The organism is Mesorhizobium sp. WSM4935, assembly GCF_029625735.1.
Classification (GTDB): domain Bacteria; phylum Pseudomonadota; class Alphaproteobacteria; order Rhizobiales; family Rhizobiaceae; genus Mesorhizobium.
In genome coordinates this window covers 239,758-253,997 of record NZ_JARTVR010000006.1, presented here as the reverse complement: position 1 = coordinate 253,997, position 14,240 = coordinate 239,758, and the positions used below count along the sequence as shown (strand labels likewise).

The window sequence follows — 14,240 nt, the reverse complement described above, 5'->3', positions numbered from 1 at the left end:
TCCAGACCCTGCCCGAGCGGGCATCGGCACGCAGTTGCAAATTGTTGATAGTGACGGTCAACTTTATAGTTGACTCGGAAAATCATGTTTCATAGTCAACCGGCATTGGCCGCCTGGCCTGCCCGGATGGCGGCCGCTGCATTGGAGGCGGATGTTGGCCGAAGCTGTGACAGCCTTTCATGTCGACGCCGTGCGCTTCGCCGTCGGCGGGCGCACGCTGCTCGGTCCGGTCTCGCTCGAACTGCGCCGTTCCCGCGTCTACGGGCTTGTCGGCCACAACGGCTCGGGCAAGTCCACCCTGGTCAAGCCCTTGGCCCGCCAGCAGCCGGCAAGCTCGGGCGGCATCCGCTTCGCCGACCGGCCGCTCGCCGGCTGGGGCGCGCGCGAGCTGACGCGGGCGCTGGCCTATCTGCCGCAGGCGATACCCGCGGCCACGGGGCTCACCGTACGCGAGCTGGCGGCGCTCGGGCGCTATCCCTGGCACGGCGCGCTCGGCCGTTTCGGCGCGCAAGACAAAAGCCGTGTCGAGGAGGCTCTGGCGCTGACCGACATGAGCGCCTTCGCCGACCGCCTCGTCGACGAGCTTTCAGGCGGCGAGCGGCAGCGCGCTTGGCTTGCCATGCTGGTGGCGCAGGATGCCGGCGTCATGCTGCTCGACGAGCCGATCTCGGCGCTGGACATCGCATCAGGTCGAGGTGCTGGCGCTGGTGAAGGAACTCAGCCGCAAGCGCGACCTGTGCGTCGTCATAGTGTTGCACGATCCCAACATGGCGGCGCGCCATTGCGACGAGCTGATCGCGCTGAAGCAAGGCCGGCTGCTCAGGCACGGGACACCGGGCGAGATCATGCGAGGGCCGGTGCTCAAGGAGATTTTCGGCGTCGAGATGGGCGTGCTCAAGCATCCCGTCACCGGCCAGCCGATCGGATATGTGCAATGATGAAGCGAGGACGAGCCTTGTCCCGGAACGGTCTTTTCGCGGCGCTGGCCGCGTTCCTCATTCTTTCCACCGGCATCGCCAAGGCACAAGAACAGCCTGCGACGCAGGCGCAGCAGTCGGCCGCACCCGCCGTGCAGGCCCCGGTCGAGCCGGCTCCGGCAGCGCAGGCACCGGCTGCTCCAGTTCCGCAAACATCGGCGGCGCAGGCGCCCGCTCCCACGCCGGCGGAGCCAGGCGTCCAGCCGGCTCCGAACGGCGCCACAAGCGAAGGGCCTTCGATCTCGCTGACCCTGCCGCATGACCTGTCGCCCTGGGGCATGTTCATGAATGCCGACATCGTCGTGAAGGCGGTCATGGTCGGGCTGGCCTTCGCGTCCCTGGTCACCTGGACGATCTGGCTCGCCAAGTCGCTGGAGGTCTTCGGTGGCAAGCTGAGAGCCCGCCGCGCCGCAGATGTCATCGGCAATGCCGCGACGCTGATGCAGGCCGGCCGGGAACTTGGCCACAGGGGCGGTCCGGGCGCGCTTCTGGTGCGGGCAGCGGAGGAAGAACGGGCGCTTTCGGCCGGCGCGCTCGACCATGCCTCAGGCGACGGCCTGAAGGAGCGCGTCGCATCCAGGCTTTCGCGGATCGAGGCGGCGGCGTCCAGGCGCATGTCGCGCGGCACCGGCCTGCTCGCCACCATCAGCTCGACGGCGCCCTTTGTCGGCCTGTTCGGCACCGTTTGGGGCATTATGAACGCCTTCATCGGCATCTCGCAGGCGCAGACCACCAATCTGGCGGTGGTGGCGCCGGGCATCGCCGAGGCGCTGCTTGCGACAGCCATGGGCCTTGTCGCGGCCATTCCGGCGGTCGTCATCTACAACGTCTTCGCCCGCTCGATAGCCGGCTACAGGCAGATCCTCGCCGACGCCTCCGCCGGCGTCGAGCGGCTGGTGAGCCGCGACCTCGATTTCCGTACCGTGCCGCCGGCAGCGGCGATCGCGGCGGAGTAGCGGCGATGGCGGCGCGCATTCGAGAGACCTCCGGCGACGATCTCGAGGAAAGCCACGACATCAATGTCACGCCGTTCATCGACGTCATCCTGGTGCTTCTGATCATCTTCATGGTCGCCGCGCCGCTCGCCACCGTCGATGTCGATGTCGACCTGCCCGGATCGACGGCGACGCCGGCGCCGCGCCCCGAGACACCTTTGTTCCTGACGCTGAAAGGCGATCTCACGCTGGCGATCGGCAATGACAGCGTGCCGCGGCCGGCCTTTGCGGGGGTGCTTGACAGCCGCACCAAGGGGGACAAGCAGACGCGCATCTTCCTGCGAGCCGACAAGACCGTGGGCTATGGCGAGCTGATGGAGGTGATGAATCTTTTGCGCGCCGCCGGCTATCTCAAGGTCGCGCTGGTCGGCCTCGAGACCGCCGGCGGGCAGGCTACGCCAGGAACCGCTGCGACCGGCGCGAACACCGCCCCGGCGCCGGGTGGAAGCCCGGCGCCATGACCGTCACCGCTCTTTCCCAGCCGCGGTTCGGCGCGCGTGAGGCCGGTCTGTGGACGAGCGCGGCCGCGATCATCCTGGCCGCGCATGTGGCCGTTGCCTATGCGGTGCAGAATTTGAGTTTCTCCGACATGCAGGATGGCGGTCCGCCGCCGGCGCTGGCGATCGAGATGGCGCCGCTGGTCGTCGCGCCCGCCGTGCCGGAAGAGACGGCGATGCTGGACACGGTGACGCCGGAGCCGCCCGATGCAGCGGAGGAGACGGTAAATCCTGTCGACGTAAAACCGGTGACTGATCCGGCGCCGGTGGCGGAGCAGGCAGAGCCCGTCACCGAACGGCCGTCCGATGCCGACGATACGCAAGAGGCTGAGGAGGCTCCTCCGGCAGCGGTTGCGGCGCTGAGCGAGCAGCCGCCGCTGGACGAGGTCGTGCCCGACCCTGTTGAGGCGATCGCGCCCGATGTCGTCATTCCGCTGCCGCAGCCGAAACCCGTGGACCCGACGATGAAGGCCCAAAAGCCCCTCGAACCCAGGAAAAAGGCCGGGAGGAAACCGGTCGAGAAGCCGAAAGAACGCATCAAGAAGGAAAAGGCACCGCTGCCGAAGACGACGATCACCGCTAGCATCGACGCCAAGGCGGCGGCGAAGGCCGCGGCGCCACTGTCCTCGAACGCGGCCCCCCGTTCGAGCGTCAGCCCGTCACGCTGGAACTCCAGCCTGGCGGCGTGGATCAGGCGGCACACCCGCTATCCGAGCGTGGCGCGCTCCAGGCGGGCCGAGGGCACGCCGAGCGTGACCTTCACGGTCGACACCTCCGGCCGGGTGGTCTCGGCCAGGCTGGCGCGCTCCTCGGGCGACAGCGATCTCGACCGCGCGGCGCTCGGCGCGTTGCAGGGCGCTTCGGTGCCGGCGCCGCCGGCCGAACTCGGCGCGCGCGTCACACGCACGGCGCCGTTCGTGTTCAGCCTGCACGACTAGAGCAGTTCCAGGAAGAGTGCGGAACGGCGAAACGCTCCTAGATGGCGCGTACGACCGCTCAAACTTTCGGGCTTGACTGATGGACGGTAGGGAATAGGGTAGCCAGCGAAAATACCGGCTTTGGTTGCCGGGCGGCAACAATGCCTCGTATGCCACGCCTGCCGGCGCTGGCTGCGGGGTTTTTTCGTTTTGGGACTTCGTTTGAAACGGCGTATCGAGATCGGTGTCCTCTATTCGCGGTCGGGGAGCTACCAGCTCATCTCCGATGCCTGCCGCGCGGGCGCCGCGCGGGCGATCGCCGACATCAATGCCGACCGCCAATACGACATCGAGCTCGTTCCGGTCGAGCGCGACCCGCAAAGCAACGCCGACCGATATGCGACGCTCTGCGAGGACATCTTCCGGACCAGCAGCGCCCGTCATGTGATCGGCTGCGTCACCTCCTGGAGTCGCAAGGAGACGATTCCCGTGCTGGAGAAGGCGGGCGGCATGCTCTGGTATGCCTGCCCGTATGAAGGGTTCGAGGCCAACGAGCATGTCGTCTACATGCATGCCTGTCCGAACCAGCATCTGGTGCCGTTGATGGCCCATGTCGCGCCCCGCTTCGGCGCCAACGGCTTCCTGCTCGGCTCGAACTACATATGGGGCTGGGAGATGAACCGCGTCGCGCGCGACCTGATCGCCGACGCCGGGGGCAAGGTGCTCGGCGAACGCTATCTGCGCATCGGCGAGACCGACGTGTCGCGCCTGATCGACGAAATCCGCGTCACGCGGCCGAATTTCATCCTCAACAACCTGATCGGCACCTCGTCCTATGCCTTCCTGGCCGCATATCGCGAGCTGGGCCGCGAGGATGCGGCCTTCAAGCCTGACGCCTGCCCGGTGATCTCGTGCAATCTCACCGAAGGCGAGCTGCCGGCGATCGGCGAAACGGGCAAGGGCCATTTGTCGGCCGGGCCTTATTTCGCGCCGCGCCCCGCCGCTTTCGCCTCGTCCTTCGAGGCCTCTGCCTATGCGTCCGTGCAAGTGATGGCGGATGTGCTTTCCGGCGATCCCGATGCCGGTCCCGCGGAATTCTCGAAAGCCTTCGCCGAACGCCGCTTCGCGACGCGGCTGGGGCCGATCGCCATCGACCCAAACACCCAGCATGCGACGCTACCGGTGCTCATTGGGCGCATTGCCGACGGCTTCTTCGAGGTGGTGAGCCGCGAGGAAGAGGTGGCGCCCGATCCTTATCTCTCGCGCTACGATCCGGCCAAGACCTTCGGCCATCCGCGCCTCAGGGTGGTGTCGTGAGCCGCGCCGCGCGCATCCCCAATCTCGGCGGCGCAAAAGCCTTCGTGCTGCATCGTCCACACACGACGGTGCAGGCAATCACTCGGCAATTGTCGGCGATCGGCCTCGAGGCGGTCGAGTGCTGGCCGCATCTGCCGGCGGAGGCGCTGGCGGCGGATTTCGTCTTCTTCGACGCCGATCTCGGCTTCGACGAGCAGTTCCCGTGGAAGTCCGGCGAGGCACCGATGCCGCTGGTGGCGCTGATCGGCTCGGAAGCGCCGGGCCGCATCGAATGGGCGCTGTCGCACAACGCCGACGCGCAATTGCTGAAACCGGTGGGCACCGCCGGCGTCTATAGCGCGCTGCTCATCGCGCGGCAAAGTTTCGAGGCGCGAAAGCGGCTCGCCGGCGAGATCGCGTCGCTGCGCCAGCGCGTCGGCGAGCGCCAGACCATCGTGCGCGCCGTCGCGGCCCTCTCGAAAGGCAGCGACGACGACCGCGCCTACGCGCAGCTCAGGTCGCTGGCGATGAGCTGGCAGATCAGCGTCGAGGAAGCGGCGCGGCGCATCGTGGCGATGAGTGAAGCGGAGGACGGCGATGACCAATCCCATCGCGCCTGACCTTCCGGCGGCCGGCCGGATGCCGGCAAAGCCGCGCGCCGGCGTCTGGCGCCGGCTGGTCAAGCGGCCGCTGGCGCTGCTCGGATTCCTCATCGTCGCCATCGTCGTCGCCGGCGCCATCCTCGCGCCATGGCTGACCGGCTACGATCCCAACGAGCAGATGTTCGACGGCCTGACGCTCGAAGGCTCGCCCCTGCCGCCGAACGCCAAATTCTGGTTGGGCACCGACCTGCTCGGCCGCGACCTCTTGACCCGCATCCTGTTCGGGGCCCGCACCTCGCTGATCATCGGCATCGTCGCCAATGGCGTGGCGCTTCTGATCGGCACGCTGGTCGGCGTCACGGCGGGTTATTTCCGCGGCTGGATTGGGAGCGCGCTGATGCGCTTCACCGACCTGATGATGGCCTTCCCGGCGCTGCTTCTAGCCATCTGCCTGGCCGCGGTGTTCGAGCCGAGCCTCTGGATCGTCGCCATGGTGATCGCGCTGGTCAATTGGGTGCAGACCGCGCGCGTCATCTACACCGAAACCTCCTCGCTGTCCGAGCGCGAGTTCATCGACGCCGAGCGCACCATAGGCGCGAGCGCGCCGCGGATTCTGATCCGCCACATCCTGCCGCATCTCCTGCCGACCATCATCGTCTGGGGCACGCTCGGCATCTCGACCACGGTGCTGCTCGAAGCCACGCTCAGCTATCTCGGCATCGGTGTGCAGCCGCCGACGGCCTCGTGGGGCAACATCATTTTCGAGAACCAAACCTATTTCCAGGCAGCGCCCTGGCTGGTGTTCTTCCCCGGCGCTGCGATCCTGGCGCTGGCGCTGGCCTTCAACCTGATCGGCGACGCGCTGCGCGACATCCTCGACCCGACGCAGAGAGGGCGGGAATAATGGGAGGCCGGTCATGATCGCCTATCTCGGCCGCCGGCTCATCCAGTCGCTGCTCATCCTGCTCGGCGTCTCGCTGATCACCTTCGCGCTGCTCTATCTTTTGCCGGCCGATCCGGTGCGCCAGATCGCCGGGCGCAGCGCCACGCCCGAAACGGTGGAGAACATCCGCCGCCAGCTCGGCCTCGACCAGCCCTTCATCGTCCAGTACTGGCATTATCTCACAAGGCTGCTCGGCGGCGATCTCGGCCGCTCCTACATCCAGCGCTCGGAAGTCACCGAGCTGATCGTCTCGCGGCTGCCGGCGAGCCTGCTTCTGATGGTCGGCGCCATCCTGTGCGAGCTCACGATCGGCCTCACCATGGGACTGATCGCTGCCGTCAGGCGTGGCAGCGCCACCGACCAGACCTTGATGGTCGCCTCCTTCGTCGGCGTCTCGGCGCCGCAATTCGTCGTCGGCCTGCTCCTGCTCTACGTCTTCGCCGTCAGGCTCGGCTGGTTCCCGATCGGCGGCTACGGCAGTTGGCGCCACCTCGTGCTGCCTTCGCTCACCATGGGCATACTCGGGGCCGGCTGGTACGCGCGCATGATGCGCTCGTCGATGATCGACGTGCTGCGCCAGGATTATATGCGCACCGCCCGCGCCAAGGGCCTGGCGCGCGGCGCCATCCTGTTTCGCCACGCGCTGCCCAACGCCATCCTGCCGGTCGTCGCCATGATCGGCATCGACATCGGCGTCTTCATGGGCGGCATCGTGGTGGTCGAAAGCGTGTTCGGCTGGCCCGGCATAGGCCAGCTCGCCTGGCAGGCCATCCAGCGCGTCGACATCCCCATCATCATGGGCGTCACGCTGGTCTCGGCCTTCGCCATCGTGCTCGGTAACCTTCTGGCCGACATCATCGCGCCCTTCATCGATCCCCGCATCAAACTGAGATGAAAACGACAACAAGCAGAGAAAGGGAACAGTGACATGAGACGATTTCTTGCATCCACGGTGGCCGCGTCGGCGCTTGCGCTGATGCTCGGCATGGCCGGCGCGCGCGCCGACGACGCCGTCGACCCGAACATCAAGCAGGGCGGCGCCATCACCATCACCTACAAGGACGATGTCGCTACGCTCGATCCGGCGATCGGCTATGACTGGCAGAACTGGTCGATGATCAAGAGCCTGTTCGACGGGCTGATGGACTATGAGCCGGGCACCACCAAGCTCAAGCCCGACCTCGCCGAAAGCTACGAGATCTCGCCGGACGGCAAGACCTTCACCTTCAAGCTGCGCCACGGCGTCAAATTCCACAATGGCCGCGAGATGACCGCCGACGACGTCAAATACTCGCTCGATCGCGTCACCAATCCGAAGACGCAGAGCCCGGGCGCCGGCTTCTTCGGCTCGATCAAGGGCTATGACGATGTCGCCGCCGGCAAGGCCGACAGCCTCTCCGGCGTCACCGTGGTCGATCCCTATACGGTGAAGTTCGAGCTGACCCGGCCGGATGCCACCTTCCTGCATGTCATGGCGATCAACTTCTCGCATGTCGTGCCGAAGGAGGAGGTCGAAAAATACGGCGCCGACTTCGGCAAGCATCCGGTTGGCACCGGCGCCTTCAAGCTCGCCGAATGGACACTCGGCCAGCGCATCGTTTTCGAGCGCAATCCCGACTATTGGCACAAGGGCCTGCCACATCTAGACAAGATCACCTTCGAGATCGGCCAGGAGCCGATCGTGGCCCTGCTGCGCCTGCAGAAGGGCGAGATCGACGTGCCCGGCGACGGCATTCCCCCGGCCAAGTTCCAGGAGGTGATGAACGACCCGAAACAGAAGGCGCGCGTCGTGGTGGGCGGGCAGCTGCACACCGGCTACATCACCATGAACACCACAATGGCGCCCTTCGACAACGTCAAGGTGCGCCAGGCCGTCAACATGGCGATCAACAAGGAGCGCATCGTCCAGATGATCAACAACCGCGCGGTGCCGGCCAACCAGCCGCTGCCGCCCTCGATGCCCGGCTATGACAAGGCGTTCAAGGGCTATGCCTATGACGTCGCCAAGGCCAAGGCGCTGCTGGCCGAGGCCGGCCATCCCAACGGCTTCGAGACGCAGCTCTTCGCCATGAATACCGATCCCAATCCGCGCATCGCCCAGGCGATCCAGCAGGACCTGGCGGCCATCGGCATCAAGGCCAGCATCCAGTCGCTCGCCCAGGCCAATGTGATTGCCGCCGGTGGCGACAAGGCCGGCGCGCCGATGATCTGGTCGGGCGGCATGGCCTGGATCGCCGACTTCCCGGATCCGTCCAACTTCTACGGTCCGATCCTCGGCTGCGCCGGCGCGGTGCCGGGCGGCTGGAACTGGTCGTGGTATTGCAACAAGGACCTCGACGCCAAGGCGGCCGAGGCCGACTCCGTCGTCGATCCGGCCAAGTCCGCGGAGCGCGAGAAGATGTGGAGCGCGATCTACGACAAGATCATGGAGGACGCGCCCTGGGCGCCGGTCTTCAACGAGCAGCGCTTCACGCTGAAGTCAGCCCGCATGGGCGGCGCCGACAATCTCTATGTCGACCCGGTCCATATCCCGATCAACTACGACAATGTGTATGTGAAAGATGTGCAGTAACTGCGACTACACCATCCACGGGCGCCATCACCATTTCGGCTGGGACAATTCCTTCGCCCCGGCCGAACGGGTGGCGCCCGGCTCGACGATCGAGTTCCAGTGCCTGGACTCGTCCGGCGGGCAGTTGAAAGCCGACAGCACGGTCGCCAACGTCGCCGAACTCGACTTCGCCACCGTCAACCCGGTGACCGGGCCGATCTTCGTCGAAGGTGCCGAGCCCGGTGACGCGCTGAAGGTGACGATCGAGATGTTCAAACCGTCCGGCTTCGGCTGGACGGCGAACATTCCGGGCTTCGGCCTGCTCGCCGACGACTTCAAGGAACCGGCGCTCAACATCTGGAAATACGATGCCGCCTCGCTCGAGCCCGCGCTCTTCGGCAAGAACGGGCGCGTGCCGCTGAAGCCGTTCGCCGGCACGATCGGCAACGCGCCGGCTGAGATGGGACACCATTCGGTGGTGCCGCCACGACGCGTAGGCGGCAATCTCGACATCCGCGACCTCGCCGCCGGCACCACGCTCTATCTGCCGGTGGAAGTGGCGGGAGCGCTGTTCTCGGTCGGCGACACCCATGCCGCGCAGGGTGACGGTGAGGTGTGCGGCACAGCGATCGAAAGCCCGATGGACGTGGTTATGAAACTCGACCTGGTGAAGGACGCGCGGCTGAAGACGCCGCGTTTCATCACGCCCGGCCCGGTGACGCGCCATCTCGATGCCAAGGGCTATGAAGTGACGACGGGCATCGGACCCGACCTGATGACCGGGGCCAAGGAGGCCGTCAGCCAGATGATCGACCTGCTTGCCGGCCGCTACAAACTCGACCCCGTCGATGCCTATATGCTGGTCTCGGTCTGCGGCGATCTCCGGATCAGCGAGATCGTCGACATGCCGAACTGGGTGGTGTCGTTCTACTTTCCGCGCTGCGTGTTTGAATGAGTGCAGGCGTGGTCGACGAACCCGCATATGCCGCTGCAGAGGTGGCCTTGAGGCCGGTGCTCGAAATCACCGGCCTCTCCGTCGGCGTGCGCGGCGAGGATGGCGAGCGCGAGGTGGTGTCCGGCCTGTCGCTGTCGCTCAAACGCGGCGAGACGCTGTGCATCGCCGGCGAGTCCGGTTCCGGCAAGTCGATGACGGCGCTGGCGATCATGCAATTGCTGCCGCAGCCGGCCGGCCGCATCGTTTCCGGGACGATCCGGCTCTTTGACAAAGATCGCGGCGCCGTCGAACTGACGGCTCTCGACGAGCGCCGCATGCGCGACATCCGCGGCGATCGCATCGCCATGATCTTCCAGGAACCTATGACCTCCCTCAATCCGGTGCTGTCGATCGGCCGGCAGCTCACCGAATCGATCGAGGCGCATACCGGTCTTTCCCATGCCGAGGCGCAACGGCGCGCGGTCGAGGCGCTGAAGGCGGTTCGCATTTCCGAAGCCGAAAGCCGGCTGAAACAATTTCCGCACGAATTGTCGGGCGGCATGCGCCAGCGGGTGATGATCGCCATGGCGCTGGCGCTCGAGCCCGACGTGCTGATTGCCGACGAGCCCACGACGGCGCTGGACGTCACCGTGCAGGGCGAGGTGCTGGAGCTGCTGCGCGACCTGCAGCGCCAGCACGGTACCAGCGTCATCCTGATCACCCACGACATGGGCGTCGTTGCCGAAATGGCCGATCGCGTCATCGTCATGCGCAATGGCCGCATGGTCGAGGAAGGCGCCACCGCCGATATTTTCGCGAGGCCGCGGGCGGCCTACACGCAAGAGCTCCTCGCGGCGGTCCCGCGCATCGGCGCGGGCGCGGGGCGGCGAAACACGGCCGAGGCCGAGCGCGCGGCCGGGCAGGAAAAGGTGGCGGTGGTGAATGATCTCCACGTCCGCTTCGACCTGCACGGCGGCTTCTTCGGCCGCGTCAACCGGCGGGTGCACGCCGTCGAGGGCGTCAGCTTCTCGATCGCGCCCAACGAGACGCTGGCGCTGGTCGGCGAATCCGGCTGCGGCAAGTCCACCACCGCCAAGGCGCTAGCCGGCCTCGTGCCCTATACCGGCGGCGTGACGATCGGCGGCCGCGAGCTTTCCGGGCTTGGCGGCGACGCGCGCAGAGCGGTGCGGCGCGACGTGCAGATGGTGTTCCAGGACCCTTACGCCTCGCTCGACCCGCGCATGCGCGTCGGCGATCTGGTGGCCGAGCCGCTGCTCATCCACGGCATCGGATCGAAGCGGGAACGCCGCGAGCGCGTGGCCGCCTTGTTTGAGCGGGTCGGCCTGTCGCCGGGACAGATGGAGCTTTATCCGCATGAATTCTCGGGCGGCCAGCGCCAGCGCATCTGCATCGCCCGGGCGCTGGCGCTCAGGCCGAAGCTGATCATCGCCGACGAGAGCGTGTCGGCGCTCGACGTGTCGGTGCAGGCGCGCGTGCTCGATCTGTTGAAGGAATTGCAGCGCGAGTTCGGCGTCGCCTATCTCTTCATCTCGCACGACATGGCTGTGGTCGAGAACATCTCCGACCGCGTCGCCGTCATGTATCTCGGCCAGATCGTGGAGATCGGCAGTCGCGACCAGGTCTTTTCCAACCCCCGCCATCCCTACACGCGGCGGCTCATCGAGGCAGTGCCGGTTCCCGATCCGTCACGGCGCCGCACCCGCTTTGCCCGTCTCGATCGCGAAATTCCGAGCGCGACCCGGCGGATTGGCGAAACCGTGCCGAAGCTGCTGCTCAAGGATTTCGGCGGCGGACATCTCGCCGCCGTCGCAGATTGACGGGGACCCGGAGCGGCGATCTGTCCGTTTCGGGAACGGCGCGAATGGTGATAAAGCCTGACGCAGCCACTCATCTATTTCGGAAATCCAATGCCGGCCCTCACACGCCGCAAACTCCTGCAAGGCGCCGCGGCGGCCGGCGCGGCCGGCATCGGCCTCTCCGCCGCCGGCAAATTTGCCGGCTGGGCGGCGCCGAAGCCCGAATCGCTAATTCTGAAGACCGCGAGCATCGAGGCGCAACTGATGGAGGGCGCGCCGACGAAGAATGTGCTGACCTATGGTGAAGCAGGTCCGCCGCCGGTCGTCAGGATGAGGAAGGGCGAGCCGTTTGCCGCACGTTTGATCAACGGCATCGACGATGCGACGACCATCCACTGGCATGGCATCCGCGTTCCCAACAAGATGGACGGCGTGCCGTTCATGGTACAGCCCTATGTCTATCAGGGCGACCATTTCGACTATGCTTTCACGCCGCCCGACGCCGGCACCTTCTGGTACCATCCGCATTGCAACACGCTGATCCAGATGGGTCATGGCCTGACCGGCGTGATCGTGGTCGAGAACCCGAGCGATCCGGCCTTCGACGGCGAGATGGTCGTCAACCTGCGCGATTGGCGGCTCGGCGACGACGGCCAGTTCATCGAGCCGTTCAAGCCGCGCGACGCGGCCAAGGCCGGCACTTTCGGCACGGTGCGCACCGCCAATTGGCAAAGCCAGCCGCAATATGACGCGCCGGCCGGCGGGCTGGTTCGGCTGCGCGCCGCCATCACCGACGTAACCCGCATCTATGCCTTTCGCGTCGACGGCGCCGAGGCGGCGGTCATCGCGCTCGACGGCAACCCGGTGCCACAGCGATTTGCGCCGGACGCCTTGCAGCTTGGACCCGGCCAGCGGCTGGAGCTTGCTATCCGCATGCCCGACGAGGAGGGCGCGATCGTCAGCCTGCGCGATGTCTGGGGCACCAAGCCGAAAATCCTGGCGACGCTGCGTTCGGTCGGCAAATCGCTGAAGCACGATCTGCGCGATCTCGGCCCGCTCGAGGCCAATCCCGTGGCGGAGGTGGACCTTGCCAGCGCCAAACGCATTCCGCTGGCGCTGAGCGCCACGGCGGAAAACGTCGCGGCCGACAGCATTTGCGGCTCGCTCGGCTACAGTTTCTGGGCGATCAACAAGGTGCCGTGGCCCGGCGACACTCCGGACCCGACGGCGCCGCTGGCGGAGTTGAAGCTCGGCCTGAGCTACATCATCGACATGGAGAACCTGACCCCGCACGCGCACCCGATCCACTTGCACGGCATGAGCTTCAAGGTGCTCTCGTCATCAACGCGAACGGTGCAGCCGCTCGTCTCCGACACCTATCTGATCCAGCCCGACGAGAAGGTGCAGCTCGGCTTCGTCGCCGACAATCCCGGCGACTGGCTGCTGCATTGCCACATCATCGAGCACCAGAAGACCGGCATGACGAGCTATTTTCGGGTGGTGTGAGTGCATTGGCGCACGAGAGCAATTCCAGGAAAAGTGTGAGCGGTTTTCCGTCCGGAATTTGCGTAAAAACAAAGAGATAGAGCGGTTCACCGTTTTCGTGAAACGGTGAACCGCGTTAACGCGCGGCATTCCCATGTCTATCTCGGGTTGACGCATTTGGACGATTGCCTAGGTAGGCAGGAGGGCGCTGGGGCGGCGTACAACTCCGACCGACGGCATGACATCCTTGCGTATTCGAAAACTTGCCCTTGTCGCGGCAAGCATCTCCATCCTGTCGTCCTGCGTCATCCCCGACGACACGTCGAGCATCGCCAAGATCGACGCTACCACCGCCGCCGCCCGCAAGGAGATGGTCGGTCTCAGCGAGGCCGATGTCCGCATGTGCGCCGGCTTTCCGAGTGCGACGGCCGATATGGGATCGTCCGGCCAGATCTGGACCTATCAGCGCACCGTGCAGCGCGGCAACCTCAGTGTCGCGGTGCCGACAATGGCCGTGGGCGCGATCCCCGCTGTCGGCGGTTCCGTCAACGTTGCTCCTGGCGGCTACTGCAACACGCAGATCCGCATGGTTGGCGACCGCGTCGCCGAGGTTGCCTATGCCGGCGACAACAATCTGCCAAACAGCATCGATGCGCTCTGCGTCAGCACGGTGGACGCCTGTGTAGCCTATGCGCGCCAACGCAATCACAGAGCGACGGCGGTCCCCAGGTAAGTGGGACAGGACTCCGGTCGTGTCAGCGTCCTCCGGGGTGAATGGCGCCGGGTTCCTTTTCGGAGGTGTCGGGCGAAACACACCGCCCCATATCTCCGCGGGTTTCGGGCGGCGGCGCATCCATCAGGTTTCTGACCTTGGCATTGTTGTGCGCGTAGATAACCGCGCGGCTGAAATGGAGTAGGATTCCAAGCACTGACATTGGCATTTCCTCCATTGAGATGGCTGACATGTCGCTGTCGTATTGCGTGGCGGATCTGGATCAGCAAAAGCCCCTCGCCGCATTGGAACGAAGGGCATGGCTCGCTCAACGCGTGCCGGCGAAGACGACCTGCGCGAGCCGCGCCTTTTCGCGCGTGCCCGGCGCCGCCTCCCAGCCGATATCCTTCTGCAGCTCGGGCGACAGGCTGTTCATAAGGCTTCTGGTTTTGGCGTCGTTATGCTGGCGCATGATTGAGCGGCCGAGGTTTCCAAGCATGGACATTTCGCATTC

Annotated in this window: 14 protein-coding genes and 1 pseudogene; 13 read left to right on the top strand and 2 right to left on the bottom strand. The window is 66.0% G+C overall.

Translation table 11 applies throughout. The features are described 5' to 3' along the window. The first annotated feature begins 154 nt into the window (after nucleotides 1-154). The 13 genes and pseudogenes from P9273_RS17290 to P9273_RS17230 all read left to right on the top strand — a co-directional run bounded on the left by P9273_RS17290 (nucleotide 155) and on the right by P9273_RS17230 (nucleotide 13,747). Nucleotides 155-938: pseudogene (locus tag P9273_RS17290) on the top strand (ATP-binding cassette domain-containing protein). 17 nt (nucleotides 939-955) lie between these two features. Continuing rightward, nucleotides 956-1,933 carry a tonB-system energizer ExbB gene (exbB, locus tag P9273_RS17285; RefSeq protein ID WP_278049993.1) on the top strand — a complete coding sequence of 326 codons (978 nt, stop codon included), beginning with the start codon at nucleotides 956-958 and terminating at the stop codon, nucleotides 1,931-1,933. A 5-nt stretch (nucleotides 1,934-1,938) separates the two neighbouring features. Further along, nucleotides 1,939-2,433, top strand: coding sequence for a TonB system transport protein ExbD (gene exbD, locus P9273_RS17280; RefSeq protein ID WP_278049992.1), 495 nt, complete (start codon nucleotides 1,939-1,941; stop codon nucleotides 2,431-2,433). Next, complete coding sequence (locus P9273_RS17275; protein ID WP_278049991.1) at nucleotides 2,430-3,407, top strand: TonB family protein; 978 nt, start codon at nucleotides 2,430-2,432, stop codon at nucleotides 3,405-3,407. Before exbD ends, P9273_RS17275 begins: the two co-directional genes overlap by 4 nt. Before the next feature lie 201 nt (nucleotides 3,408-3,608). Then, the gene (locus P9273_RS17270; protein ID WP_278049990.1) at nucleotides 3,609-4,703 is read left to right on the top strand and encodes a transporter substrate-binding protein; all 1,095 of its coding nucleotides are present in this window, start codon (nucleotides 3,609-3,611) and stop codon (nucleotides 4,701-4,703) included. Then, on the top strand, nucleotides 4,700-5,302 hold the full coding sequence (locus tag P9273_RS17265; RefSeq protein WP_278049989.1) for an ANTAR domain-containing response regulator: 603 nt from the start codon (nucleotides 4,700-4,702) through the stop codon (nucleotides 5,300-5,302). Before P9273_RS17270 ends, P9273_RS17265 begins: the two co-directional genes overlap by 4 nt. A gap of 19 nt (nucleotides 5,303-5,321) precedes the next feature. After that, a complete protein-coding gene (locus P9273_RS17260) occupies nucleotides 5,322-6,188 on the top strand; it encodes an ABC transporter permease (RefSeq protein WP_278050022.1) in 867 nt (288 codons plus the stop codon). A gap of 13 nt (nucleotides 6,189-6,201) precedes the next feature. Continuing rightward, nucleotides 6,202-7,122: an ABC transporter permease gene (locus P9273_RS17255; RefSeq protein WP_278049988.1), complete on the top strand. Its 921-nt coding sequence runs from the start codon at nucleotides 6,202-6,204 to the stop codon at nucleotides 7,120-7,122. 33 nt (nucleotides 7,123-7,155) lie between these two features. After that, entirely contained in the window at nucleotides 7,156-8,799 is a 1,644-nt protein-coding gene (locus tag P9273_RS17250) for an ABC transporter substrate-binding protein (RefSeq protein WP_278049987.1), read from the top strand. Beyond that, complete coding sequence (locus P9273_RS17245) at nucleotides 8,789-9,733, top strand: acetamidase/formamidase family protein (protein WP_040996504.1); 945 nt, start codon at nucleotides 8,789-8,791, stop codon at nucleotides 9,731-9,733. The genes P9273_RS17250 and P9273_RS17245 overlap by 11 nt, the downstream gene beginning before the upstream one ends. Beyond that, nucleotides 9,730-11,550: an ABC transporter ATP-binding protein gene (locus P9273_RS17240; RefSeq protein WP_278049986.1), complete on the top strand. Its 1,821-nt coding sequence runs from the start codon at nucleotides 9,730-9,732 to the stop codon at nucleotides 11,548-11,550. Before P9273_RS17245 ends, P9273_RS17240 begins: the two co-directional genes overlap by 4 nt. A gap of 90 nt (nucleotides 11,551-11,640) precedes the next feature. Further along, nucleotides 11,641-13,035 carry a multicopper oxidase family protein gene (locus P9273_RS17235; RefSeq protein ID WP_278049985.1) on the top strand — a complete coding sequence of 465 codons (1,395 nt, stop codon included), beginning with the start codon at nucleotides 11,641-11,643 and terminating at the stop codon, nucleotides 13,033-13,035. A gap of 217 nt (nucleotides 13,036-13,252) precedes the next feature. Then, nucleotides 13,253-13,747 carry a hypothetical protein gene (locus P9273_RS17230; RefSeq protein ID WP_278049984.1) on the top strand — a complete coding sequence of 165 codons (495 nt, stop codon included), beginning with the start codon at nucleotides 13,253-13,255 and terminating at the stop codon, nucleotides 13,745-13,747. Nucleotides 13,748-13,769: 22 nt separating this feature from the next. Here P9273_RS17230 and P9273_RS17225 read toward each other — a convergent pair whose 3' ends face one another. Both P9273_RS17225 and P9273_RS17220 read right to left on the bottom strand, forming a co-directional pair. Then, nucleotides 13,770-13,979: a hypothetical protein gene (locus tag P9273_RS17225; RefSeq protein ID WP_278049983.1), complete on the bottom strand. Its 210-nt coding sequence runs from the start codon at nucleotides 13,977-13,979 to the stop codon at nucleotides 13,770-13,772. 75 nt (nucleotides 13,980-14,054) lie between these two features. Continuing rightward, on the bottom strand, nucleotides 14,055-14,231 hold the full coding sequence (locus tag P9273_RS17220) for a hypothetical protein (RefSeq protein WP_278049982.1): 177 nt from the start codon (nucleotides 14,229-14,231) through the stop codon (nucleotides 14,055-14,057). Nucleotides 14,232-14,240: the final 9 nt, after the last annotated feature.

What these genes read in the sequence shown, in the direction of transcription:
- exbD (WP_278049992.1), top strand. Translation starts at nt 1,939, where the DNA reads ATGGCGGCGCGCATTCGAGAGACCTCCGGCGACGATCTCGAGGAAAGC.
- P9273_RS17275 (WP_278049991.1), top strand. Translation starts at nt 2,430, where the DNA reads ATGACCGTCACCGCTCTTTCCCAGCCGCGGTTCGGCGCGCGTGAGGCC.
- P9273_RS17260 (WP_278050022.1), top strand. Translation starts at nt 5,322, where the DNA reads ATGCCGGCAAAGCCGCGCGCCGGCGTCTGGCGCCGGCTGGTCAAGCGG.
- P9273_RS17255 (WP_278049988.1), top strand. Translation starts at nt 6,202, where the DNA reads ATGATCGCCTATCTCGGCCGCCGGCTCATCCAGTCGCTGCTCATCCTG.
- P9273_RS17250 (WP_278049987.1), top strand. Translation starts at nt 7,156, where the DNA reads ATGAGACGATTTCTTGCATCCACGGTGGCCGCGTCGGCGCTTGCGCTG.
- P9273_RS17245 (WP_040996504.1), top strand. Translation starts at nt 8,789, where the DNA reads ATGTGCAGTAACTGCGACTACACCATCCACGGGCGCCATCACCATTTC.
- P9273_RS17240 (WP_278049986.1), top strand. Translation starts at nt 9,730, where the DNA reads ATGAGTGCAGGCGTGGTCGACGAACCCGCATATGCCGCTGCAGAGGTG.
- P9273_RS17235 (WP_278049985.1), top strand. Translation starts at nt 11,641, where the DNA reads ATGCCGGCCCTCACACGCCGCAAACTCCTGCAAGGCGCCGCGGCGGCC.
- P9273_RS17230 (WP_278049984.1), top strand. Translation starts at nt 13,253, where the DNA reads ATGACATCCTTGCGTATTCGAAAACTTGCCCTTGTCGCGGCAAGCATC.
- P9273_RS17225 (WP_278049983.1), bottom strand. Translation starts at nt 13,979, where the DNA reads ATGTCAGCCATCTCAATGGAGGAAATGCCAATGTCAGTGCTTGGAATC.
- P9273_RS17220 (WP_278049982.1), bottom strand. Translation starts at nt 14,231, where the DNA reads ATGTCCATGCTTGGAAACCTCGGCCGCTCAATCATGCGCCAGCATAAC.